The sequence below is a fragment of the Streptomyces sp. AHU1 genome, assembly GCF_045343905.1.
In the GTDB taxonomy this organism is placed as follows: Bacteria; Actinomycetota; Actinomycetes; order Streptomycetales; family Streptomycetaceae; genus Streptomyces; species Streptomyces triticiradicis.
Window position 1 is genome coordinate 1,065,192 of record NZ_CP174283.1, and the last position, 24,045, is coordinate 1,089,236.

Genomic DNA, 24,045 nt, shown 5'->3' on the forward strand with positions numbered 1-24,045 from the left:
CTGCCCGGCAGACCCAACCCGGTCTGTATACCGGCCGGTAGGCCGCCGGAACAGGGTTTGATCGCCCTCCACTTGTCCAACTCTCATCCATCCGGGCACGGTGCCCGGTGGGGAGCGTCCTCGCGCCGCCCGGCTACGTCATGGGGGCCGACCTCTCGGAAGGCACGGGCGCCGTGTCCCCGAACCGGAGGGTGAAGTCCTCCAGGGCCAGGCTGAGCAGCGGGGTGCGCCGACTCAACTCCCCGAGCGGACTGCCCTGTCGGGCGATCCAGCGAGCCCGCGCCGGCCGCACGGCGGAGCGCGAGCGGACGGCGCTGGTCTTCAGCGCGCCGTCGAGCGTCTGGACGACCCGGTACGTGAGGGGCCAGCGGCCCGGTATCCGGCGGCCGGGTTCGAAGGCCGCGGTGGCCAGGACGTCCTTCTCCGTCGCGGCCCCGGCCCGTAGGCCCGCGGTCCGGTCGATGTCGAAGTCCGCCATCTCCTTGGGGATGCCCCACAGTTCCCGGCCCCCGGTCATCGAGGCGGCGCTGTCCACCCAGATGTCGGTGATGCAGACACGCGGGCGGCGGCCGTCCCGTACGAGGACGGCCCGGAGCAGTTCGTTGTAGCGCAGGACGCTGTCGTTCTCGTAGACGACCCAGGCCGCGCCGACCGCGCCGCGCCCGGCGACGGTGACCGGCCGGGTGCCGTCCGCCACCGGCGGCAGTTCGCGCTCCGGCACCAGCCACAGCGACAGGTACATCTGGCCCGCCAGGTGCCAGGGTTCCTCGGGGTAGCTCGTCACGGGGTGTCCTTTCCTGTGGGGGGAGCCGGCGGCAGGGCGGCCGGTGCGCCGGCGGGCACGGCGGGGTGCCTCGGCGGTACCGGCCGCACCCGGCGGTAGGGCAGGCCGGGTGCGGGCCGCGGGTCCTCCTCCCCGTGGTTCGGCCACAGGGCGACGGCCCGCTCGGCGAGGGCGGTGATGGTGAGGGAGGGGTTCACACCGAGGTTCGCCGAGATCGTGGAACCGTCGATGACGTGCAGGCCCGGATGTCCGTGCAGCCGGTGGTAGGGGTCGACCACACCGGTCTCCGGGTCCTCGCCGACGGTGCATCCGCCGATGAGGTGTCCGGTGGTGGGGATGTCGAACAGATCGGCCCAGGTGCCGCAGGCCTGGCCGCCGATGCGCTCGGCCGCCCTGCGGGCCGCCCGGTGTCCGGCGGGTATCCAGGTCGGACTGGGGGCGCCCTCGCCGGGACGGCTGGTCAGCCGCTCGCGTCCGGTGAGGGTGCGGCGGAGGTACGTCGTCACGGAGTTGTCGAGGGACTGCATGACCAGCAGGACGACGGTCTGCTGGGACCAGCGGCGCGGGCTGTGCAGGCTCGGCAGGTCGCGCAGGTTGCGTGCCATCGCGGCCAGACCGGTGAGCAGCCGGGAGCGGCCGGGGACCGGGTCGACGAGCATCGCGCCGAGCAGCCCGAGCAGGTTGCTTCCGCGGCCGTACCGGACGGCTTCGACGTGCGTGTTCTCGTCGAGGTGCACGGAGGAGGTGATGGCGACGCCGCGGCTGAAGTCGGTGGTCCTCTCCCGGGACCGGACGCCGAGCACGGCCTCGGAGTTGGTGCGGGTCAGCCGGCCCAGGCGGGGCGACACCTCCGGCAGGGAACCGCGCTCCCGCAGCCGGTGCAGCAGCTTCTGGGTGCCCAGGGCGCCCGCCGCGAAGACGACGTGCCGGGCGGTCAGGGTCCGGCCGCGGCGCGGCGGGCCCGCGCCGGTGCGTACCGAGGTGACGGCCCAGCCCTCGCCGTCCCGGGTGACGTCGGTGACGGTGCGCAGGGCCAGCACCTCGGCGCCGGCGCGTTCGGCCAGTCCCAGGTAGTTCTTGGGTAGGGTGTTCTTCGCGTTGTGCCGGCAGCCCGTCATGCAGGCGCCGCAGTGCAGACAGGCGTTGCGGTCCGGCCCGGCTCCGCCGAAGTAGGGGTCCGCGACGCGGGCGCCGGGTTCCGTGCCGGGCGGTCCGAAGTGCACGCCGACCGGCACGGTCCTGAAGGTGTCACCGCGGCCGAGGTCGTGCGCGGTGTCCCGCAGGAGGCGGTCGGCGTCGGTGAGCAGCGGGTTGGGGGTGACGCCGAGCATGCGGCGGGCCCGGGCGTAGTAGGGGGCGAGTTCGCCGCGCCAGTCGGTGATGTCCGCCCACGGCGAGCCCTGGAAGAAGGCCGCGGGCGGCTCGTAGAGCGTGTTGGCGTAGCCGAGGGAGCCGCCGCCGACGCCCGCGCCGGTGAGGACGAGGACGTCGCCGAGCAGGGTCATGCGCAGGATGCCCGTGCAGCCGAGGCGCGGGGCGAAGAGGTAGTCGCGCACGTGCCAGGACGTACGGGGGAGGTCGGCGTCGGCGAAGCGGCGGCCTGCCTCCAGGACCCCGACACGGTATCCCTTCTCGGTGAGGCGCAGCGCGGTGACGCTGCCGCCGAATCCGGAGCCGATGACGAGCACGTCGTAGTCGGGTGTGTCCATCAGGACCCCTTCGGTACGAAGTCGGCGAGGACCGGGCCGAGCAGGCGCGCGATGTTCGCCCGGCGGACTTCGGGGTGCTCGCCCGCGAGGCGTACAGGTCCTTCGAGGCCGGGTGTGTGGGCCGCGAGGGCGAAGTGCGGCAGCAGGATGAGGAGCAGGGACAGCAGGGCGTCGACGTCGGCGTCCTTGCGCAGGTCGCCGGTCTCGACCGCCCGCTCGGCCAGGGGGCGCAGCCCGGCGAGGTAGATGTCCTGCACCGGAGCGCGTACGGCGTTGCGGACGGCCGGGTCGATCTCCATGTTGGTGGCGGCGGTGACCCCGCGTTCCAGCGGATGGCTCGCGAAGTAGTCGAACCACGCCTCCAGGGCGTCGGTGAGGTGGCGGGAGAACTCCGTGGAGCCGTCGTACCCGTCGAGCCAGGGCCGCATGGCGGCGTAGACGCGCAGGGAGGTCTGCTCGGCCACGTAGGCGAACAGGTCGAGTTTGCCCTCGAAGTACTGGAACAGCGAGCCCTTGGCCACGCCGGCCTCGCGGGCGATGACGTTGAGGCTTCCGGTGGAGTATCCGTGGGTGCCGAACTCGTCCATCGCGGCGACCAGGACCCGTTCGCGGCGCACCGGTGACAGACGGGTCCAGGTGGAAGTGGGCATGCGTGCTCCTGCGTATGACCGGGCGGTCATGTGACCGCCCGGTCATCGTCGGCGCGGTGAACGTGCCCTGTCAACGAGTCCGGCGGGAAACGGGGCCCGGGACAACTCCGTTGAGCCGTACGGGTCCGAACTACCGCTCATGTCAAGGTCATTGACACGGCGTTCGCCGCACAGCAGCCTGTGACCGCCCGGTCATGTGACCGGGTGGTCATGAGCGTGGCCACAGGAAGGGGCGGACATGGACAGGGTGTGTGTGATCGGGGCGGGCTCGTCCGGGATCGCCGCCTGCCAGGTGCTCGCGGCGCGCGGGATCGCGTACGACTGCTACGAGACCGGATCGGAGGTCGGCGGCAACTGGCGCTACCTGAACGACAACGGGATGTCGTCCGCCTACCGCTCGCTGCACATCAACACCTCGCGCCAGATCATGGAGTACGCGAGCTTCCCCATGCCCGAGGACTGCCCGGTCTACCCCAGCCACTTCCACATCGCCCGGTACTTCGACAGCTTCGTCGACCACTTCGGGCTGAGGCCGTCGATCGCCTTCCGCACCGAGGTGGTGCGCGTGGACCCCCTGCCCGGCGGACGGTGGAGCGTCACGGCCCGGAACCTGGACTCGGGTGAGACCGCGGAACGGGCCTACGGGGCCGTCCTGGTCGCCAACGGGCACCACTGGAAGCCCCGTTGGCCCCGGCCGGCCCTCCCGGGAGCCGAGGACTTCACCGGCGCGCAGACGCATTCGCACGACTACCGGACACCGGAACCCTTCGCCGGCAAGCGCGTCCTCGTCCTCGGCATCGGCAACTCGGCCTGCGACATCGCGGTGGAGACCTCACGGGTGTCCCGGCGCACGGTCCTCGCCATGCGCCGCGGCGCGCACATCCTGCCCAAGTACCTCTTCGGCGTGCCCACCGACCACCTCACCGGCTCCTGGCTGGCGAGGGCTCCGCTGTCCGTGCAGGAACAGGGCCTGCGGCTCCTGCTGCGGCTCAGCCGGGGACGGCTGGAGGACTACGGGCTGCCCACGCCCCGGCACCGCGTGCTGGGGGCCCACCCCACCATCTCCGACGACCTGCTCTCGCGCCTGGGCCACGGCGACCTCACCGTGAAGCCCGCTCCCGTACGACTGGAGCGCGACCGGGTGGTGTTCGAGGACGGGAGCGCGGAGGAGATCGACGCGATCGTCCACTGCACGGGCTACGACATCGCGTTCCCGTTCCTCGACGACGAGGTGATCGATCCGTCCGACAACGACGTCGACCTCTACCACCGGGTCGTCGCGCCGGACCGTACCGGCCTCTACTTCATCGGGCTGGTCCAGCCCCTCGGCGCGATCATGCCGCTCGCGGAGGCGCAGTCGCACTGGGTGGCGGACCTCATCGAGGGCCGGTGCGCGCTGCCCGCGCCGGAGCGGATGCGCGAGGAGACCAGGGCGTACCGCGCGAAGCTGGCGCGCCGCTACGTCGCTTCGAGACGGCACACCATCCAGGTGGACGCGGGGGCTTATCTCAGGGAGCTGAGGACGGAGCGGCGCAAGGGCGCGGCCCGGGTCCGGCGGGGGGCCGCCGACCGCTGAGATCTCCGTGCGGAACGGCCGTCGGCCCGGGCCGACGGCCGTTCCGCACGTACGCCGGGTCCCCTCCCCCGCGCCTCGACCTCGGCCTCGACCTCGACCTCACCCAGCGTGACCCAGATCACGTGACGCATGTGCATAGCGAGGCACCCGCCGACGTCTTTCTCCAGGTGTACGAGCCGGCAAGTGCGGGGACGGTGCGGATGGAACAGACAAAAGCCGAGGGGACCGACGGCTTCGACGAGTTCGTCGCGGCCCGTTGGTCGGCGCTGTTCCACCTCGCCCGCCTGCTCTGCGCGGGCGACCGGCACCGTGCCGAGGACCTGCTCCAGGAGGCGCTGGTCAAGCTCTGGTTCGTGTGGCGGAAGGTGGCCGACGAGGCGCCCGAGGCGTACGTGCGCAAGATCCTGGCCCGCGCCGCAGCCCGCTCCGCACGGCGGCGGTGGTGGGGCGAACGCCCCGTGGAAGCACTGCCGGACCTCGCGCACACCGGCGACGAGTCCGCGGCCGTCGTGGAACGGTCGCGCCTCGAGGCGGCCCTCGCCCAACTGCCGCCCCGGCAGCGGGCCGCCGTAGTGCTGCGCTACTACCAGGACCTGCCCGAGAAACAGGTCGCGGAGGTCTTGGGCTGCCCGCTGGGCACCGCCCGTTCCCACGCGTCACGCGGTGTGGCGCGGCTGCGCCAGATCCTGGCGGACGTCATCGAGCCGGTGGGGTGAAGGGAAGAATGGATCACTTCGAGCGGGAGTTGGCGCGGATGATGCGCGACACCCAGGAGCACACCCCCTTCGAGCCCGCGCAGCAGAACGGTCTCCGGGACGGCGTACGCGCCCGCCGCCGGATCCGCGCGGCGCAGAAGGCCGCGAGCCTCGTCCTGGCCGCCGCCGGGATCAGCGCCGGCCTGTTCCTGCTGCCGCACGCCCCGGACCGCGACCGGCCCCTGGGCCCCGCGCCGCGGCCCGCGACCACCCCCGTCTCCCCGTACTCCACCCTGTCACCGACCCCGTCGTCGAGCGGGACCCCGACCGAGTCGGCCACCACCACCGCCGAGGACACCACCGGGGTCTCGGGTCCGCCCGGCACGTCCACCACGACGGAGAGTCCGACGTCGGGCGCCGGCGGCCCCGGCGACGGGGGGACGGCGACGACCGGTGCGCCGCCCGCCACCGGACCGGCGACACCGAGCGGGACCCCGACGTCCTCGCCACCGCCGTCAGGACCCGAACCGTCGTCGTCGGCCGGGGCCAGCGCCGGGTAAGCCCGGCACCACCTCCTCCGGCACCACTCCTGCCCGCACAGCACTCACCGTCCGCACCCTGTCGGCGCGGTCCGGCCGTGAGTGCCTTCGGCCTGCCCCACGACAGCGAACAGAACAGGACACACCATGACGAAGGCATCGCCACACGTCCCCGCGGGCTTCGGGAACCTCGCGGACTTCGAAGGCTTCGAGAACGTGGAGGACTTCGAGGAACACGGCAGTGGGCCGCCGCCGGAACGAAGGCCCGGCGAGCGGACGCGGCCGGGCGGGCCTCCCGTGGACCGCCCGCCCGTCGACCGTCTGCCCGCCGACCACCCGCCCGCCGACCGCCTGCCCGCCCGGCTTCCGTTGCCGGTCGGCCGCACGGAACCCGTTCTGGACGTGGTCGTCCCCGTGTTCAACGAGGAGAGGGACCTGGAGCCGAGCGTGCGCCGCCTGCACGCCCATCTGCGCGAGACGTTCCCGTACCCGTTCCGCATCACCGTCGCCGACAACGCGAGCACCGACGCCACCCCGCTGATCGCCGCCCGGCTGGCCGCCGACCTGCCCGAGGCGACGTGGATACGGCTCGACGAGAAGGGGCGCGGCCGTGCTCTGCGCACCGCGTGGTCGGACTCGGACGCACCGGTGCTCGCGTATCTGGACGTCGATCTGTCCACCGAGCTGAACGCGCTCCTGCCGCTGGTCGCCCCGCTGATATCCGGGCACTCCGACATCGCCATCGGCTCCCGGCTGGCCCGCGGCTCCCGGGTGACCCGCGGTCCCCGGCGGGAGATCATCTCCCGTTGCTACAACCTCCTGCTGCGGTCCGCCCTCGCCGTCGGCTTCTCCGACGCGCAGTGCGGCTTCAAGGCCATCCGCCGCGATGTCGCGACACGTCTGCTGCCCCTGGTGGAGGACTCGGGCTGGTTCTTCGACACCGAGCTGCTGGTGATCGCCGAACGGGCCGGGCTGCGCATCCACGAGGTGCCGGTCGACTGGGTGGACGACCCCGACAGCCGGGTCGACCTGGTCTCCACCGCCGTGGCCGACCTGCGTGGCATCGCGAGGATCGGCCGCGCGCTGGCCCGCGGCACACTGCCCACGGCACGGCTCGGACGCGCCTTCGAGAACCCGCCACGGGCGTCCCTGACGGCTCAGCTGCTGCGGTTCGGCACCGTGGGCGCCCTCAGCACGATCGGATACGTCCTCCTGTACGCGGTCCTGTGCCCGGTGACGGGGCCTCAGGCCGCCAACGTATGGGCGCTGCTGGTCTGCACGGTCGCCAACACGGCCGCCAACCGACGGCTCACCTTCGGGCTGCGCGGCCGGGGCGGCGCACTGCGCCACCAGGCCAAGGGGCTGGCCGTCCTCGGCCTCGGCCTCGCGCTCACCAGTGGCTCACTGGCCGCGCTGCACCACTGGTCGCACGCACCCGGACGGCCGGCCGAGATCGTGGTCCTCGTCACCGCCAACCTGGCGGCGACACTGCTGCGTTTCCTGCTCCTGCGCACCTGGGTGTTCACCACCGCCGCCCGGCACGACGACACGGGAGGCGGAGCACGATGAACGAGCCCGGTCTCACCGCGACCCCGGCACTCCAGGGCAACGATCCCCGAGCCGCCGTCCGTTGGCCCATGCCCGCGCGGCCGGACAGGGCGGCCCCGGACGCCGCGCACCCGGGCGGCACGGGTCCGGACCGGGCCCACGTCCGGCGGCGACAGCTGTGCGCGGCGGCGAGACGGTACGGTCCGGCCCTCGCGCTGTACGGCACGATGAAGCTCGTCGGCTTCTGCGTCTTCATGTACCTGCTGGACTCCTCCGGCGACTTCCGCCGGAAGAACCCCCGCTTCGGCGGCGGCGCCCACGTCTGGGACGTCCTGGCCACCTGGGACGGCTGGTGGTACCAGCAGATCGCCGCGCACGGCTACCACCCCGCCCTCGTGCCGGTGCCCGGCGCCACCGGACTGATCACCCTCGAGGGCAACTCCGCCGCGTTCTTCCCGCTGTACCCCGCCCTGATGCGCCTGGTCTCCTCCTACACCGGGCTCGGTCTGCTCGGTGCGGGCCTGGTGGTCTCCGTCGTCGCCTCGTTCGTGGCCGTCCTGGGCATCCACGCCGTGACCGCCCGTGTCAGCGGCCGGCGCGCGGGGCTGGCCGCCGCAGGCCTGTGGGCCGTGTGGCCCGGCTCCGGCGTGGAGTGGTCCGGCTACTCGGAATCCCTCTACGTCGCCCTCGCGGCCTGGGCCTGTCACTCCGTCATGCGCCGGAACTGGCTCACCGCGGGCCTCTTGATCTGCGCCGCGGGCCTCACCCGGCCGACGGCCGGCGCACTGATCGCGGCGCTCGCCGCCGCCGCGCTCGTGGAAGTGGTCCGGCACCGGCGCGCGTCGCGCCGGTGGGGAGACTCCCCCGTCCCGGAAGGCGCCCGGCTCCGGGACGCGGTCGTGCGCCCGGTGGCGGCCGTCATGATCGCCCCCCTGGGTCTGGCGGGCTACCTCGGCTGGGTGGGCCACCGCATGGGCGACTACGGAGGCTACTTCACCCTCCAGGACAAAGCCTGGGGCCATTCGTTCGACGGGGGCCGGCACACCGTCAAGGTGTTCACGTCCCTCATGGTCGGCCACTACGACTACCTCTACGCCTTCCCCCACGAGGACGTCATCGCCGCCGGCACGGTCCTGCTGGCCCTGATCGCCCTGCCCCTGCTGTTCCGGCTGCGCCCTCCCCTCGTACTCACGGTCAGCACCCTCCTGACCATGGCGCTCGTCCTGGGCAGCCAGCAGATCTTCGGCAACGTGTCCCGCTACCTGCTCCCGGCCTTCCCCCTCCTCATCCCCTGCGCCACCGCCATGCGCCGGATCGGCACTCCGGTCCTGTGCGCGGTCCTCGCCGTCGCGGCACTCGCCTCCGGCTCCTACGCCGGATACGTCCTGTTCGAGGTCGGCGTTCCGTGACCGGCGCCCCGGCGGCCGCAGGGTCCGCCCGCGCATCTCGTCCCCGCCGTCGGCCGGGAAGGAGTGTCAGCATGGCGCACATGCTGAACTACAACCTCGCCGTACCCGATGCGGACGACGCCGGTGCCCTGCCCGCCCTGGTGGCCGAGGGCGACGAACTCGACGCCCTGGTCAGGACGGTGGACGACTGGTCCGTACCGACACCGGCACCGGGCTGGACGATCGCCCACCAGATAGCCCACCTCGCGTGGGCGGACGCGAACGCGCTCAGCGCCTTACGCACTCCCGACGCGTTCGGCGCCGAACTCGGCCGGGCGGAAGCCGAAGGCGGCGGGTACGCGGACGAGGCCGCCGCCGCGGGAGCGGCCAAACCGCGGCCGGTGCTCCTGGACGAGTGGCGGGCCGGCCGGGCGGAACTGGCGGCGGCGCTGCGCGACACGCCGTGGGACCACGCGTTCCCCTGGTACATGTCGGAGGTGACCCCGGCCCTGATGACGCCCCTTCGGCTGATGGAGACCTGGGCGCACGGACAGGACGTCTTCGACGCCGTGGGCGTGACGCACCGCCCGACGGACCGGCTGCGGCACGTGGCGTCGCTGGGGGTGCTGGGACGGGCGCTGTCCTTCGCCGCCGCCGGACTGCCCGAACCGGCGGATCCCTTCCGCGTCGAGCTGACGGCACCCGACGGACGGACCTGGGCGTGGGGCCCCGAGACCGCCGCGCAACGGGTGCGGGGCGACGCCGTCGACTTCTGCCTCTGTGTCACCCGGCGCCGCCCCTGGTCCGGGACGGGCATGACGGCGACCGGCGAGGACGCCCGGAAATGGCTGGAGGTGGCGCGCGTCTTCCTCTGAAGGCGTGCCGGGGCGCCTGGTCGTGCGAGACGCGTGACGGTGGCGATCGCCTTCCGTGCCTCCTCCGCACCGGCCGGCCGGGCTCGGTCGAGTGCCTGTGAAGAGAACGGGGCCGGGACTCCTGCCCCTCGCGCGGCACGTCGACGAGCGCCCCGAACCCCGATGACAGCGTGCGGCCCGGTGTCGTCATCCGGCCCGTCGGCCGGGGGCGACCCGTGCCGCGTGCCCGGCGCCGGTTGCCGTAAAGTCTGGGCCGGTGAACGACCCCATCGCCGTCGCCCTGCAGCGCGCGGCCGGCCACCAGCGCCGGTTCGACGCCCGCTTCGCCGACTACTTCGCCTCCCTGACCGATGCGGCCGGTGGCGCCCTGGAGATTCCGCCGCGGGGCGGATTCCCCGCCCGTGCGCTGGAGTTGGTGCGCGAGCTGTCGCTGCGCGGCGGCAAACGCCTGCGCGTGGCCCTGCTGCACGAGGCGGCGGCGCTGGTCACCGACGAGGCCGTGCCAGGGCTCGACGAGGCCGCCATCAGCGTCGAACTGCTGCAGACCCACGGTCTGATCCACGACGACATCATCGACGACACGCCCCGGCGCCGCGGCGGCCCCTCCACCTACTACGCCTACCGGGACGAGTTCCCCGAGCGGCCCGCGACCGCCCTCGCCCTGGCCGTCCTCGCCGGCGACCTGGCGGCCTTCCTGTCCGTGCGCGTGCTGCTCACCGGCGACCTGCCCCCCGCCCGCGCCCTGGCCATGGCCGCCGTCCACGCCGACGCCGGGGCCACCACGGTCACCGGGCAGATCCTCGACCTGGAACGCGACTTCCACCCCGCCCCGGACGCCGAACTCCTGCACACGGTCACCGAGTACAAGTCCACCCGCTACTCCGTGCTCGCCCCGCTGCGACTGGGCCTGCTCGCCGCCGGCGCCGACCTCGCCCCGTACGACGGCGAACTGCGCGCCTACGCGGGCGCGCTGGGCATCGCCAACCAGATCCACGACGACTGGCTCGACCTGTTCGGCGACCCCGCCGCCCTCGGCAAGTCGCCCGGATCCGACGTCCGTTCCGGCCGGCGCAGCTACGTCCTCGCCGCCCTGCTGGCCTCGGCCGACGAGACCGAGCGCAAGGTGCTGGAGGGCGCCCTGGGCGACCCGGACTGCGACGACGAGACCTTGCGCCGGATCCGCCGCATCGCGCGAACGCACGGCATCGACCGGACGCTGCGGGCCGAGGCCGACCGCTACGCGCGCCGAGCGGCCGCCCGGGCCGCCACGTGGCACGGACGCTGGCGGACGCAGGCCGTGGAGTTCTTCGAACACCTCCCGGCCTGGAGCGTGACCCGCGACCGGTAGGCACCGGCCCCGCCCGGCCCCCCGCGTCGCCGGGTGGTTGCGCCTCTTCGGGTGAGCCCCGCGCGTCGGCGGGAAGGCCGCGCCGCCGCGGCCGGAGGATGGGGGCCGAAACCGTTCAGGAAAGGTCCCGCATGTTCTCGAACTCCGCCCGCGTTCTGGTCGCCCTGGCCGCTCTCGCCGTCGTCTCCGTCCCGGTGGCACCGGCGATGGCCGCGACAGCTCCTTCGGAACCGGGCGCGGGCGGTACCCGGGCGTTCGCGGGCGGCATTGGCGACACCCCCTTGACCGTCCCGTCCGCGCAGGTGACCCCCCTCCTCGGCACCAAGGCGCTCGACATGCTCCTCGGCCGCTCCGGCTGAGGGAGAGGGGCGCCGGCGGGCGCGGCTCGGATCCGTGCCCGGCCCGCCCTGTCCGTCGTCGGCGGTCAGTCGCGTACGTGCAGCCCGAAACCCGTGCGGCCCGCGGGCTCCAGCCCTTCCTTCAGGTGCAGCGAGGGAATCTCGTAGTCGCCGAAGTTCTGGCGCCGGAACGCGATCGGATCGGTCGACTCCAGGGTGAGCAGGCGCTGTTCCCAGGCCTTGGCCACGTCCGGGTAGTCCTCGCCGGTCATCCGGTCGGTGCCGTACAGCACGAACGGGGGCAGCACCTCGATGCCCGGGTAGTAGAGGATGCCGTGGTGGATCGGGAACAACAGGTCGTCGATGGGACCGTTGATCCCGCGAGCGGCGTAGTGCGACCGCGGGCCGCCGGCGGTCACCGACAGCAGGGCCTTCCTCCCCGCGAGAGTTCCCTCGCCGAAGCGCTCGCCGTACCTGGTGTCGCTGTGCTCGCCGACGCCGTACGCGAAGTTGTAGGTGAACACCCGGTCCACCCAGCCCTTGAGGATCGCGGGCATCGAGTACCACCACAGCGGGAACTGGAAGACGACCGTGTCGGCCCACAGCAGCTTCTCCTGCTCGGCGAGGACGTCCGGGGTGAGCGTCCCGGCGTCGAAGGCCCGGCCCGAGTCCGCCGCGACCTTCAGCGGACTCGAGGCGGCGGGACCGTAATCCGCGGCGTCCACCACCGCCTTCCAGTTCATCGCGTACAGATCGCTCACCCGTACCTCGTGCCCGGCGCCCTCCAACGTGGACACCGCGAGGTCCTTCAGCGAGCCGTTGAGCGACTTCGACTCCGGGTGGGCGTAGACGATCAGCGTCTTCACGGGAACTCCTTCGGATCGGATGCCTTCGATCCTGGACGCCCTGCCGCCCGGCGTTCAGGGACGCCTCTTCCACAGGACCGGACTTCCTGGTAACGGCAGGACCACCTTCACGGGCGCCGCCGAAGCGACACTGGGGGCATGGACGATCTCGCGGGCTTCCTGCGGACCCGGCGTTCCCGGGTCGACCCGGCGGCCGCCGGCATCCCCACCGACAGCCGCCGCCGGGTCGCGGGGCTGCGCCGCGAAGAGGTCGCCCACCTGTCCGGGGTCAGCGTCGACTACTACGTACGCCTGGAGCAGGGCCGCGCGACCCAGCCCTCCGAGCAGGTCCTCGACGCGCTCGCCCGTGTCCTCGGCCTCGACGAGACCGAGCGCGGCCACCTCCACCGGCTCGCGCGGCAGCGCCGCCGCCGCGCGAAGGCGCCGGGCGGGAAGGTCCGGCCGGAGCTGCTGCGCGTCCTCGACCTGGTCGCCGACGCGCCCGCGCTGCTCATGAACCACCGCCTGGACGTGCTCGCCGGGAACCGCCTCGCCGGACTCCTCTTCGGCCGGCCGATGCCGGGCCTGAACATCGCCCGGCACATCTTCCTCGAGGAGGCCGAGCACGGCCTCTACGCGGACTGGGAGAACTGCACCCTCGACGTGGTCGGGCATCTGCGCCTGGCCGCCGGCAAACACCCCGAGGACCCCCGACTGGCCTCGCTCATCGGCGAACTGGCGATGGGCAGCGAGCGCTTCCGCCGCCTCTGGGCCCGCGCGGACGTGCGCGCCCGCACGCACGGACGCAAGGCGTACCGGCACCCGCTGGTCGGGCTGCTGGAACTGCACCAGGAGAACTTCGCGTCGCCGGACGGGTCGGACGTGGAGCTGCTGGTGCTGTCCGCGGCCCCCGGCAGCCTCACCGAGGACGGGCTGCGCCTGCTCGCGGGCCTGGACGCGGACAGCGGCGACGCGCGTCCCTCGACACCCGCCCGCAGCCGGGATCCCCTCGGCACCGGCGGCTTCCCGGTCCCCGGGCCGGACTCCGCTTCCGGCCGGTGAAACGCCTCCTGCCGGCACGACGGTCGGCAGGACGGCCCGCGGGCGGCGGGCGGCGGCCAGCGGGGCAGCGGCCCTGTTACTGGCGACGGCGACCGGAGCGCACGCGGAGGGGCGCGGCGACATCCGGGTGGTGAAGACCGTCGTCAACAACGGCGGCAACGTCATCGTGGGAACGTCGAAGACGGTCCGGTACCCGATCGACATCACCGTCAAGGACGGCTCGGGCGTGAAGGGGCTGACGCACGTCAGCACGTACAACACCTCCAGCGCCGTCGGCGGCGGCTTCGTGGAATGGACCGGCGCCTCCTGCACCGAGAAGTCGGCGACGACGTCGGTGTGCAGGGCCACGATGTCCGTCACGCCGGCCTGGATCCCCGACTACAGCGACAGCGACAGCAACAAGGCCGCGGGGGTCTGGCAGGTCAACGCCACCGTCAAGGCGAACGACGGCGACTACTGGATCTCCGACCGTATCGCCCTGTACAAGGTCAAGCGCGCCGCCCGGCTCACCACGGTGATCGCACCCGAGAAGGTCACCAGGGGCACCAAGGCGACCGTCACCGGCAAGCTGTCGCGGGCCGACTGGGAGGACCTGAAGTACCACGGGTTCACCGGGCAGAAGGTGGAACTCCAGTTCAGGAAGAAGGGCGCCGCCCACTACGGCACGGTCAGGACCGTGACGACGGGTGACGCCGGAAAGCTGACCACCAAGGTGACCGTCACCTCGGCGGGCAGCTGGCGCTGGTACTTCCCCGGCACCACGACCACCTCGCGGAAGACGTCGACCGCGGACGTACTCGACCTGAAATAGCCGGCCTCGACCCGAGGTGACCGGCGTGGAAACGGGAAGGGCCCGGGCCGGCAGTGCCGGCCCGGGCCCTTCCCGGTGGGCTTCCTCCGGTGTCCGGAGCCGGGGCCCACGGACGTTCCGTTCGCGAGGGTGTCACGCGTTCTTGGGCGCCGCCTGCTGCACGACCTCGAACGACCAGACCGAGGACCCGCTGGCGGCGGGCTTGGGACGGTCGCCGCCGCCCTGGTGGGCCGACTTCATCGGGCCCTCCATCCACGCCTGGAACGAGGCTTCGTCACGCCAACGCGTGTACACCAGATAGTCGTCGGTGCCCTCGACGGGGCGGAGAAGCTCGAACCACTCGAAGCCGTCGGAGCTCTCCACGGCGCCGGCGCGCGAGGCGAAGCGCTTCTCGAGGGTTTCCCGCTGTTCTGCGGGCACGGTCAGGACGTTGATCTTGACTACGCTCATGGGTCCATCCTGCCGCACCGCGGCCCGCGGGAGGTTCAGGGGCCGCCCGACGCCCGCGCCGGACGGCCCTTCCGCTCCCGTGTCGCCCGGCCCGGGCCCGGCGGTGCCCCGTCGGCCGGGGTCAGCCCGCGGCCAGGAGCTGCAGCGTGTCGATGACACGGTTGGAGAAGCCCCACTCGTTGTCGTACCAGGCGACCACCTTGATGTGGCGGCCGTCGACACGGGTGAGGGCCGAGTCGAAGATCGACGAGGCCGGGTTGCCCGTGATGTCGGACGAGACGAGCGCGTCCTCCGAGTATTCGAGGACACCGGCGAGCGGGCCCTCGGCGGCCGCGCGGTAGGCGGCGAGGACCTCGTCGCGCGTCACGTCACGGGCCACGGTGGTGTTGAGCTCGACGATCGAACCCACCGGAATCGGCACCCGGATCGAGTCGCCCGACAGCTTGCCGTCGAGGTTGGGCAGCACCAGGCCGATCGCCTTCGCGGCGCCGGTCGTGGTCGGCACGATGTTGACGCCGGCGGCACGGGCCCGGCGCGGGTCGCGGTGCGGGCCGTCCTGGAGGTTCTGTTCCTGGGTATAGGCGTGCACCGTCGTCATGAAGCCGTGCTCGATGCCCGCGAGATCGTCGAGCACCGCGGCCAGCGGGGCGAGCGCGTTGGTCGTGCAGGACGCGTTCGAGACGATCGTGTGCAGGGCCGGGTCGTAGGCGTCGGTGTTGACGCCGAACGCCAGCGTCACGTCGGCGCCATCGGCAGGGGCGCTGACGAGCACCTTGCGCGCACCGGCGTCGAGGTGCGCTCCCGCGGCCTTGGCCGAGGTGAAGCGGCCGGTGGCCTCCAGCACGACGTCGACGGAGAGTTCGGCCCAGGGCAGCTGCGCCGGGTCGCGCTCGGCCAGCACCTTGATGCGCCTGCCGTCCACGACGAGGGTGTCCCCGTCGACGGTCACCGGTCGGCCGAGCCGGCCGGACGTCGAGTCGTAGGCGAGCAGCCGCGCGAGGGCGGCGGGCTCGGTCAGATCGTTCACCGCGACGACTTCCAGGTCCGTGTCGCGTTCGAGCAGGGCCCGCAGAACGTTGCGTCCGATGCGGCCAAATCCATTGATGGCGATACGAGTCATGAGTGATGTCCCTTCGGCTCCCTTCAAGACTCGCGCGCCGTGCCGGGCGGTGACAGCGGCGAGATCGCCATGGTCCGCAAGGATCGCGCCAGCCGCGGGAGCGGGCCGTCCGCGACCGCTCACTCACCCTGGGTGAAGGTGCGCCGGTACTCGCTCGGGGAGGTGCCGAGGATCCGGTGGAAGTGCAGCCGCAGATTGGCACCGGTGCCGAGGCCGACGCCCGCGGCGATCTGCTCGACGCTCCATTGCGAGCGCTCCAGGAGTTCGCGGGCCATGTCGATGCGGGCCCGCATGACCCATTGCATCGGCGTGTATCCCGTGTCCTCCGCGAAGCGCCGCGAGAAGGTGCGCGGCGACACGGCCGCGTGCTGGGCGAGCATTTCCAGGGAGAGGGGTTCGCCGAGCCGGTGCAGTGCCCATTCGCGGGTGGCGGCGAACCGTTCGCCCAGCGGTTCGGGCACGCTGCGCGGCACGTACTGCGCCTGGCCGCCGCTGCGGTACGGAGCCGCGACCAGACGGCGGGCCGCGTGGTTCGACGCGGCCACGCCGAGATCACCGCGCAGGATGTGGAGGCACAGGTCGATGCCGGAGGCGGCGCCGGCCGACGTGAGCACGCTCCCCTCGTCGACGAACAGGACGTTCTCGTCGACGTTGACGAGCGGGTGCTTCGCCGCGAGCGCACGTGTGTAGTGCCAGTGCGTCGTGGCACGTCTGCCGTCGAGCAGTCCCGTGGCGGCGAGCGCGAACGCGCCCGTCGAGATGGCCGCGAGCCTCGCGCCCCGGGCATGGGCCTCGATCAGCGCGTCGACGACGGCGGGCGGGGGGTCCTCACGGTCCGGGAAGCGGTAGCCGGGGACGAAGACGAGGTCGGCCCAGGCGAGTTGCCCGAGGCCGTGGGCGACGTGGTAGGACAGGCCGTCGCCGCCGGTCACGAGACCGGGTTCCGCACCGCACACCCGCACCTCGTACGGCATGCTCGCCCGAGTTGTGAACACCTGCGCGGCAATACCGACATCGAGCGGTTTGGCACCCTCGAGCACGAGAACGGCGACGCGGCGCAGGGGGGATGGTGGCACGGTGAAGAGGGTACGCGGGCGGGCCGCCCCGCCGGGTCGCCCGCAGGAGCGGCCCGCCGGAGTCGTCCGGCAGAGCTGTCCGGCAGAGCGCCTTCCCCTCCAGCACTCCGGCTCACACGCGTATGTGACGCTCCGGCACTGAAATCGGCGTAAGCTCCGTCGTCACGGTCCGGACGCCCTTCGGCCGGGCCGCCGGTCGCCGACAGGACGGCCGGCTGCCGGGATTGCCCTTTCGAGCGCGGAGCTGCGGCTTTCCGTCTCCGTGCCTCGGTACCGCTTCGGCAACCCCCTTCACAGGAGCCACACACGCCGTGCGAGGATGCGGCTCCGGTATTCAATACCGGTGTAGAGGGGATCCCCATTGAAATCAAGGAAACTGAGCCGTAAGCGGCAACGCACAGCCATAGTCACCGCGGCGGCGGCCTCGGTCGTCGCCGGCGCGGCCCTGCTGCCCAACTGGTCCGCGGGCGCGGCGAGCGTCAACGCCGACCCCACGGTGGACGCGGCCACGAAGGCGACCTTCCAGCGGCTGGCGGACGCGGTCTTCACCGACCGCACCGACGCCCTGGTCGGCGACGACGGAACGAAGCAGAAGACGTCGCGGTTCTCCGGCGACGTACGGCTGTCCTCGACCCAGTCGCGTGCCGAGAAGTCCGCGCTGGCGAAGCTGGAGAGCCGCAAGGCCCGTCTGGCGGAGCTCGGCGAGGAGTACCGTTCGGGCGACACCAAGGTGACGCTGGACCGTACGCGGGTGAAGGGCCGTAACGCCACGGTCGACGTCACCGAGACGACGACGCTGGCCTACGACAAGGCGACGGGCACCGAGCCGAAGACCACCGGCTTCGAGGCGCACCACACGCTGACCTTCAAGGCCGACCGCAAGGGCGACTGGCAACTCACGGGCATCCAGGACACGGACGACGGGGTCGCGGTCAACCAGGTCGAGGCCACGACGTTCGTCGCCACGCCGATGACCGGTGACACCACGCCGCCCTCGGCGACCCGTTCCGCCACCACGTGGCCTGCGCCGGCCAAGCCGAAGAACCTCTCGGCCACCGGCTACGACTACAAGGCGATGGCCGCGTACGCCGCGAAGTACTGGAAGAACTACAACCCGGCGTACCCGAACTTCAACGGGGAGGGCGCGGGCGGAGACTGCACGAACTTCGTCAGCCAGTCCCTGAAGGCGGGCGGCTGGAAGCACGTTCCCGGTTACGTGAACGACTTCCACAAGTGGTTCGGCAACGCCGACATCCAGTCGGACTCGTTCGTCGGTGTGAACGAGTTCTCGTGGTTCGCCCTGTCCTCGAAGCGGGTCACCAGCCTCGCGAACGTCTATCAGGCCGACATCGGTGACGTCGTCCAGGTGGACTTCAACAAGGACGGGTCCAAGGACCACACGATGATCGTCACGTACCGCAGCCCGCAGGGTGTGCCGTACCTGTCGTACCACTCGACCAACACCTACAACCGGTCGTTGGCGAGCATCATCGCGTCGTACCCGAACGCCGCGTACTACGCCTACCGCACCTGAGCGGTCGCGTTCCCGGGGCGGGAGTCCGGCACCACGTGCCGGGCTCCCGCCCTTCGCGTGGTGCCGGAGCCGTTGTCCGCCGGACGGTCAGAGCCAGGTGGTTCCCAGCCAGACGGCCGCGGCGGCCGCCGCCAGCAGGGCGATGTTGAGGCCGGTCATCCGTGCCTCGCCGCGCGAGACGTGGACGGCTATGCCGCCGACCTGGATCAGGACGAGGCCCGTCGCCGCGGCGACGGCGAGCCAGGGCGCGATCCCGGTGAGCGGCGGCAGGACCAGGCCCGCCGCGCCGAGGACTTCCAGCGTCCCGATGATCCTCACGACCGGCATGGGGACGCGGTCGACCCAGCCCATCATGGGCCGCAACTGCTCCTGGGTCCGCAGGACCTTGATGCCTCCGGCATAGAGGTAGAAGGCCGCCAGCAGCGCTGCGACGATCCAGTAGGCGACGTTCATGGCGGCCCCTCGCACAATGGTTACCAGGCGTAAGTGGCCCCATGATGAGTTACTGACGAGGGGCTTACAAAAGGCACATGGATGTGCGCTACCCACAGGGAGCTGTCGTGTCGCAGTACGAGCACACCTGCATGATCCGCGGGGACGGCGGACGGACGATCCGCGCCGTCCTCGACCGGATCTGCGACAAGTGGACGCTGCTGATCGTGACGACCCTCGAACAGGGCCGGCTGCGTTTCACGGACCTGCAGCGGCAGATCCCCGGCATCTCGCAGCGGATGCTGACGCTGACCCTGCGGAACCTGGAGCGCGACGGCCTGGTGTCGAGGACGGTGTACGCGGAGGTCCCGCCCCGCGTCGAGTACGCGCTGACCCCCACCGGCGAGAGCCTCATCCCGCCCGCGCTCGCGCTGGCCGGCTGGGCGATGGAGCACATCACGGAGATCGAGGCCAGCAGGGCCGCGTACGGGGAACGGGCGGGCTGACGCCGACGCGTCATCTCGGTCTCACCGCGCCGCGGCCGTCCGGAGGGGCGCGGCGTCACGGTGTGAGGCCGCGTCACGCGAACCGCCCCGCGGCTTCCCTAGGATGCGACGCATGCCCGATCTCCCGCCCCGCCCCGAGCCGTTCACCGCGCGGACCGATCCGTCCGCGCTCGACGACCTCCGCTCACGGCTGCGCGCGACGCGCTGGCCGGACGCCCCCGAGGACGCCGGATGGTCGCTGGGAACCGACCTCGGTTACCTGCGTGAGCTCGTGGCGTACTGGGCCGACGGGTTCGACTGGCCGGCCCGGGAGGCGGAGCTGGCCCGGTTTCCCCGCTTCCGCGTCCGGCTCGGCGGTCTCGGGATCCACTTCGTGCACGCCCGGGCCGTGGCACCGGCGGGCCCGGTCCTTCCGCTGGTGCTCGGCCACGGCTGGCCGGACTCGTTCTGGCGGTACACGAAGGTGATCCCGCTGCTGACCGATCCGGGCGCACACGGGGGCGATCCCGCCGACGCGTTCGACGTGATCGTGCCCGACATGCCGGGCTACGGATACTCCGACCGCCCGACCGGACCGCCGCTCGACTCGATCGCCGTCGCCGGTCTGTGGGCCGAACTCATGGGCGTCCTCGGGTACGAGCGGTTCGGCGCGGCCGGCGGTGACATCGGCAGCCATGTGAGCCGCTACCTCGCGCTCGACCACCCCGACCGTGTCGTGGCCGTCCACCGCATGGACGGGGGGCTGCCCGTGTTCACCGGGGACCCGGCCGACCTCACGCCCGAGGAGCGCACGTGGCTGGAGGGCGCCGCGGCCTGGGGCGCCACCGAGGGCGCCTACGCCGCGATGCACCGCACGAAACCCCAGACCGCCGCCGTGGGGCTGAACGACTCACCGGCCGCGCTCGCCGCCTGGATCGTCGAGAAGCTCCGGACGTGGAGCGACTGCGCCGGCGACGTCGAACGGGCCTTCACGAGGGACGAGATCCTCACGAACGTGACGCTCTACTGGCTCACGGGGACGATCGCGTCGTCGATGCGGATGTACACCGCGAACGGGGCGATCCCGCGCGCCCAGTTGGCCCGCCGGGTCGAGGTGCCCTCCGGCTTCTCGCTGTTCCCCGCCGACCTGGTCCGGCCACCGAGGGCGTGGCTCGAGCGCACGACGAACCTCACCCGCCTCACCGAGCCGCCGCGCGGCGGCCATTTCGCCCCGTTCGAGGAACCCGGACTCTACGCGGAGGAACTGAGCGCGTTCTTCCGCCCCTACCGCACGGCGACCGCGGACTGACCCCGCCCGGCCCACCGCGCGCGTCCCCGGCGTGCCCGTGCCTCGCGGTCCTCGTGCGTCCTGCCTAGGCTCTACGGGAGGGTGCGGTGGAGATGGACCGACGAGGACTGCCATGGTGACGGGTCTCCCGTTCGTGGGACGCGAGGACGTACTCGGTGAGCTCCGGGGGGCGTGGGAGCGCGCCGCCGCGGGCCGGGGCGGACTCGTCACCCTGACGGGACCGGCCGGCGCGGGCAAGACCCGTGTCGCGGAGGAGGCCGCCGCCCGCGCCGAGGGCTTTCGCACGGTGTGGACGTGGTGCCCGCCGGACGCCGTGGAACACGCGCTCGGGCCCTGGTCACGGCTGCTGCGCGAACTCGTCGTGGACGACGTGCGCTGCGGGCGGCTGGTCGCCGCGTCCCCCTCGCTGCGGGCGGTGCTGGCCGGGTCCGCGGCGGGCGGGCGGACCGAGGCGGACCCGGGAGCGGCGCGGGTGAGACTGGCGGGGGACGTCACCGAGATCCTGGCGACGGCGGCACGGCGGCGGCCGCTGCTGCTGGTCGTCGACGACGTCCACGCGGCGGACGCCTCCTCGCTGCGCCTGCTCCTGGAGACGGCGGACGCCGTGCGCGTCTCCCGGGTCCTGCTGCTGGCCACGGCCCGCGACGAGGACACCGCCTGGCAGGACCGCTCCTGGGCGCGTGCCCAACTGATGCGCCGCGGAAGCGTGTTGCCGGTGGGACCGCTGAGGGACGAGGACGTGGGGGCGCTGCTCGACGCGGCGACGGGCGGCACTTCCGCGCCTTCGGCCGTGCGCGCCCTGGCCCGGTACACGGGCGGTGAGGCGTTCTTCGTGACCGAGCTCCTCCGGTCGGGCGGAGGCCGGGGCGGGCCCGCTTCCGAGATCCCGGAGACGGCCGTCTCCGTCCGGGTCCGGGACGCGGTGCGCGCCCGTACCGCCGAACTGTCGCCCCGGGCCGCGCGGTTGCTGGACCTCGCCGCCCTGCTGGGAACACGGTTCCGGCTCGACGTGCTCGCCGATGCCGCGGCCGTGCCCCTCGACGAGGTGCGTGCGCTGCTCGGGGAGGCGGCGGGGGCCGGACTGCTGACGGAGGCCGGGGCGGACGAGGGCCGCTTCCGGCACGATCTTCTGCGCGAGGCCGTCTCCGGGAGGCCGGCCCCCGGTGAGCGGGCCGGGCTGCACCGCGCGTTGGCGGCCGTACTGGCCGACCACTCCGGGCGCGGCCGCGACACCGGCCCCGCCGAGGTCGCCCACCACCTCCTCCTCTCCGGTCCGGAACACGCGCGCGAGGCCGCCGGGTACTGCCGGGAGGCCGCCGACCGTGCCGCCGCGCTCCTGGCGTTCGAGGAGGCGGTCCGCTGGTACGAGAGGGCCGTGGAGGCGCACGCGACCGCCGGAGCCGTCGAGGACGGCGGGGCGGCCGGCCAGGAGCCCGGTCACGCCGAGGAACTCGTCGAGGTGCTGCTCGGGCTCGGGGCGGCACGGCTCGGGTCCGGGGACTGGGCGAAGGCCCGTACCGCGCTGCTGCGTGCCGCTTCGCTCGCGCGCCGGGCGGGCCGCCCCGATCTGCTGGCACGGGCCGCGCTGGGTCTGGGCACGGGTCCCGTCGGCTTCGAGGTCGACGTGGCCGACCGCGAACAGGCCGATCTGCTCGGCGAGGCGCGTTCCGCCCTGGCGGGCGATCCGGCGCACACCGCGCTGCGCGCCGCCGTCACCGCCCGGCTGTCCCTCGCGACGGCGTTCCTCGAACCGGAGGAACACCGGGTCGCCCTCGCCGAGGAGGCGGTGGCCGCGGCCCGTGGGGCCGGCGACCCGGCCGCCCTCGGACCGGCGCTGGCGGCGCTGTGCGACGCCCGGTCCGGCCCCGACCACTGCCGCGACCGCCTCGACAGGTCCCGGGAGATCATCGACGTGGCCCGTGCCCGGCGCGACCTCCCGCTCGAACTGCTCGGCCGGCGGCTGCGGTTGGTCGCGCTCATGGAGACCGGCTCGTTCGCCGGGGCGGATGCCGAGGCGGCCGCGTACGACACCGCGGCCCGGCCGCTGCGACAGCCGCTGTACGCGTGGTACGTGCCCCTGTGGCGCGGCACCCGGGCGCTGATGGAGGGGCGTCACCGGGACTGCGCCGCCGCGCTCGACGAGGTGGAGGCACTGGGGAGCGCGGCGGGCAGCCCCAACGCCGTGCTGCTCGCGGAGACACAGCGCTGGTGCCTGTACGCGGACTCCGGTGACCGCGAGGGCCTGCGGAGGCTGCGGGAGCGGGCGCCGTTGGAGCGGATGCCGGGAGTGTGGCCGCGCGTCACCCTGGCGCTGCTCGCGGCGCAGCTGGGGCGGCGGGAGGAGGCGTCGCGTCGTCTGGCCGGGGTGATGCCGTCGCTCCTCGGGGCTCCCCGGGACAGCGAGTGGCTGCCGATGATGGCGCAGGCCGCGGAGACCGTCGGCGCGGTGGGCACCCATCCGTCGGCGCCCGCGCTCTACGACGCCCTGGCACCGTACGCGGGGCTGTTCGCGGTGGAGGGCATCGGCGCGGCGATCCGGGGCCCGGTGGACCGTCATCTGGCGCTTCTGGCCCGGTCCTTGGGTGACGACCGGGCGGCCCGCGACCACCGCGACCGCGCCGTGCGGGCCGCCGTGGAGGCCGGAGCGGTCGCGCTCGCGGAGCGCATCGCGGAAGAGACGGCGGGGAGCGGCGGCGTGCCCGGGGCAGCCGTTTCGGCACCGCCGGAGTTCCGCGACGGCACCGTCCGGGCGCAGGACGGCCCGGGCGACGGCCCTCCGGTCCCGGTCTCCGGCGACGCGCGGTCCGAGGACCCGGCGGACCTCGCCGCGACGGGGCCCACCGCGGACGGACGGCGGACGGACGTTCCGCCGCCCGCACCACAGTTCCGCCGTGAAGGACCGCTGTGGCTCCTGGTGTACGCGGGCCGGGAGGTCCGCCTGCCCGACAGCAAGGGCCTGCACGACATCGCGGTGCTCCTCGGCCGCCCGGGCACCCCGGTCCCGGCGGTCGATCTGGCGGCGTCCGGTGCCGGCGCGGGCGACGTCGGAACGGGCGGCGACGGCCTGCACCCTCCCGGTGACCTGGGTGAGGTGATCGACGCGACCGCGCGCGCCGCGTACCGGCGACGGCTGCGGGAGCTGGAGGAGGAGGCCGAGGACGCCGACGCGGGCGGTGACGCGGCGCGGTCGTGCCGGATCGCGGAGGAGAAGGACGCGCTCGTCCGTCAGCTGTCCGCCGCGTACGGCATCGGCGGCCGCGTCCGCCGCGCCGGTTCCCCCGCGGAACGCGCCCGTACGGCCGTGACGGCCCGCGTCCGCGCCGCCGTACGCCGTGTCGCCGCGGTGCACCCGGAACTCGGACGCCATCTGCGGGCCGCCGTCCGCACGGGCACCCTGTGCGTCTACGAGCCCGAGGACCCGCCCGCCTGGCGTCTGTGAACCCCGGGGCCGCGCCCCGGCGGGCCGGGGCC

22 protein-coding genes are annotated in these 24,045 nt (G+C 73.1%); 14 read left to right on the top strand and 8 right to left on the bottom strand.

What is annotated here, in order from left to right; translation table 11 throughout:
- Positions 1-133 precede the first annotated feature (133 nt).
- The 3 genes from ACICHK_RS04955 to ACICHK_RS04965 are packed head-to-tail and all read right to left on the bottom strand — an operon-like array spanning position 134 to position 3,143.
- Positions 134-784 (bottom strand): acetoacetate decarboxylase family protein, encoded by a 651-nt coding sequence (locus tag ACICHK_RS04955; RefSeq protein WP_406835876.1) that lies wholly within the window; start codon positions 782-784, stop codon positions 134-136.
- Complete coding sequence (locus tag ACICHK_RS04960) at positions 781-2,493, bottom strand: GMC oxidoreductase (RefSeq protein ID WP_406835877.1); 1,713 nt, start codon at positions 2,491-2,493, stop codon at positions 781-783. Before ACICHK_RS04960 ends, ACICHK_RS04955 begins: the two co-directional genes overlap by 4 nt.
- The gene (locus ACICHK_RS04965; protein WP_406835878.1) at positions 2,493-3,143 is read right to left on the bottom strand and encodes a TetR/AcrR family transcriptional regulator; all 651 of its coding nucleotides are present in this window, start codon (positions 3,141-3,143) and stop codon (positions 2,493-2,495) included. Before ACICHK_RS04965 ends, ACICHK_RS04960 begins: the two co-directional genes overlap by 1 nt.
- A gap of 238 nt (positions 3,144-3,381) precedes the next feature.
- Between ACICHK_RS04965 and ACICHK_RS04970 the strand changes: the two genes are divergently transcribed.
- From ACICHK_RS04970 to ACICHK_RS05005, 8 genes are all read left to right on the top strand, one after another.
- Complete coding sequence (locus tag ACICHK_RS04970) at positions 3,382-4,719, top strand: NAD(P)-binding domain-containing protein (protein WP_406835879.1); 1,338 nt, start codon at positions 3,382-3,384, stop codon at positions 4,717-4,719.
- A 200-nt stretch (positions 4,720-4,919) separates the two neighbouring features.
- A complete protein-coding gene (locus ACICHK_RS04975) occupies positions 4,920-5,435 on the top strand; it encodes a SigE family RNA polymerase sigma factor (protein WP_151467276.1) in 516 nt (171 codons plus the stop codon).
- An 8-nt stretch (positions 5,436-5,443) separates the two neighbouring features.
- The gene (locus tag ACICHK_RS04980) at positions 5,444-5,974 is read left to right on the top strand and encodes a hypothetical protein (protein ID WP_406835880.1); all 531 of its coding nucleotides are present in this window, start codon (positions 5,444-5,446) and stop codon (positions 5,972-5,974) included.
- 126 nt (positions 5,975-6,100) lie between these two features.
- On the top strand, positions 6,101-7,522 hold the full coding sequence (locus tag ACICHK_RS04985; RefSeq protein WP_406835882.1) for a glycosyltransferase: 1,422 nt from the start codon (positions 6,101-6,103) through the stop codon (positions 7,520-7,522).
- A 68-nt stretch (positions 7,523-7,590) separates the two neighbouring features.
- Positions 7,591-8,910, top strand: a complete 1,320-nt coding sequence (locus ACICHK_RS04990) for a hypothetical protein (protein ID WP_406841162.1) — start codon at positions 7,591-7,593, stop codon at positions 8,908-8,910.
- A 71-nt stretch (positions 8,911-8,981) separates the two neighbouring features.
- Positions 8,982-9,764, top strand: a complete 783-nt coding sequence (locus ACICHK_RS04995) for a TIGR03084 family metal-binding protein (protein ID WP_406835883.1) — start codon at positions 8,982-8,984, stop codon at positions 9,762-9,764.
- Between the two features lie 256 nt (positions 9,765-10,020).
- Complete coding sequence (locus ACICHK_RS05000) at positions 10,021-11,112, top strand: polyprenyl synthetase family protein (protein ID WP_406835885.1); 1,092 nt, start codon at positions 10,021-10,023, stop codon at positions 11,110-11,112.
- A 131-nt stretch (positions 11,113-11,243) separates the two neighbouring features.
- A complete protein-coding gene (locus tag ACICHK_RS05005) occupies positions 11,244-11,471 on the top strand; it encodes a hypothetical protein (RefSeq protein ID WP_406835886.1) in 228 nt (75 codons plus the stop codon).
- Positions 11,472-11,536: 65 nt separating this feature from the next.
- Here the strand turns inward: ACICHK_RS05005 and ACICHK_RS05010 are convergent, their stop codons facing one another.
- A complete protein-coding gene (locus ACICHK_RS05010) occupies positions 11,537-12,316 on the bottom strand; it encodes an NAD(P)H-dependent oxidoreductase (RefSeq protein ID WP_406835888.1) in 780 nt (259 codons plus the stop codon).
- 138 nt (positions 12,317-12,454) lie between these two features.
- On the opposite strand from ACICHK_RS05010, the gene ACICHK_RS05015 reads away from it, so the two are divergent.
- Positions 12,455-13,357 carry a helix-turn-helix transcriptional regulator gene (locus ACICHK_RS05015; protein ID WP_406835889.1) on the top strand — a complete coding sequence of 301 codons (903 nt, stop codon included), beginning with the start codon at positions 12,455-12,457 and terminating at the stop codon, positions 13,355-13,357.
- A 73-nt stretch (positions 13,358-13,430) separates the two neighbouring features.
- The gene (locus tag ACICHK_RS05020; protein WP_406841163.1) at positions 13,431-14,168 is read left to right on the top strand and encodes a hypothetical protein; all 738 of its coding nucleotides are present in this window, start codon (positions 13,431-13,433) and stop codon (positions 14,166-14,168) included.
- Positions 14,169-14,300: 132 nt separating this feature from the next.
- On the opposite strand, the gene ACICHK_RS05025 is transcribed toward ACICHK_RS05020, so the two are convergent.
- From ACICHK_RS05025 to ACICHK_RS05035, 3 genes are all read right to left on the bottom strand, one after another.
- A complete protein-coding gene (locus tag ACICHK_RS05025; RefSeq protein WP_384796641.1) occupies positions 14,301-14,618 on the bottom strand; it encodes an antibiotic biosynthesis monooxygenase family protein in 318 nt (105 codons plus the stop codon).
- Positions 14,619-14,739: 121 nt separating this feature from the next.
- Entirely contained in the window at positions 14,740-15,738 is a 999-nt protein-coding gene (gap, locus tag ACICHK_RS05030) for a type I glyceraldehyde-3-phosphate dehydrogenase (RefSeq protein ID WP_406835890.1), read from the bottom strand.
- Between the two features lie 119 nt (positions 15,739-15,857).
- On the bottom strand, positions 15,858-16,814 hold the full coding sequence (locus ACICHK_RS05035) for a GlxA family transcriptional regulator (RefSeq protein ID WP_151467265.1): 957 nt from the start codon (positions 16,812-16,814) through the stop codon (positions 15,858-15,860).
- A gap of 361 nt (positions 16,815-17,175) precedes the next feature.
- On the opposite strand from ACICHK_RS05035, the gene ACICHK_RS05040 reads away from it, so the two are divergent.
- Positions 17,176-18,348 (top strand): amidase domain-containing protein, encoded by a 1,173-nt coding sequence (locus ACICHK_RS05040; RefSeq protein WP_151467264.1) that lies wholly within the window; start codon positions 17,176-17,178, stop codon positions 18,346-18,348.
- Positions 18,349-18,435: 87 nt separating this feature from the next.
- On the opposite strand, the gene ACICHK_RS05045 is transcribed toward ACICHK_RS05040, so the two are convergent.
- Positions 18,436-18,801 carry a DoxX family protein gene (locus ACICHK_RS05045; RefSeq protein WP_406835891.1) on the bottom strand — a complete coding sequence of 122 codons (366 nt, stop codon included), beginning with the start codon at positions 18,799-18,801 and terminating at the stop codon, positions 18,436-18,438.
- Positions 18,802-18,908: 107 nt separating this feature from the next.
- On the opposite strand from ACICHK_RS05045, the gene ACICHK_RS05050 reads away from it, so the two are divergent.
- The 3 genes from ACICHK_RS05050 (at position 18,909) to ACICHK_RS05060 (ending at position 24,013) form a co-directional block, all read left to right on the top strand.
- Complete coding sequence (locus tag ACICHK_RS05050) at positions 18,909-19,286, top strand: helix-turn-helix domain-containing protein (RefSeq protein WP_151467262.1); 378 nt, start codon at positions 18,909-18,911, stop codon at positions 19,284-19,286.
- 112 nt (positions 19,287-19,398) lie between these two features.
- Positions 19,399-20,574 (top strand): epoxide hydrolase family protein, encoded by a 1,176-nt coding sequence (locus ACICHK_RS05055; RefSeq protein ID WP_406835892.1) that lies wholly within the window; start codon positions 19,399-19,401, stop codon positions 20,572-20,574.
- Positions 20,575-20,686: 112 nt separating this feature from the next.
- The gene (locus ACICHK_RS05060) at positions 20,687-24,013 is read left to right on the top strand and encodes an ATP-binding protein (RefSeq protein WP_406835893.1); all 3,327 of its coding nucleotides are present in this window, start codon (positions 20,687-20,689) and stop codon (positions 24,011-24,013) included.
- The last annotated feature ends 32 nt before the right edge of the window (positions 24,014-24,045 follow it).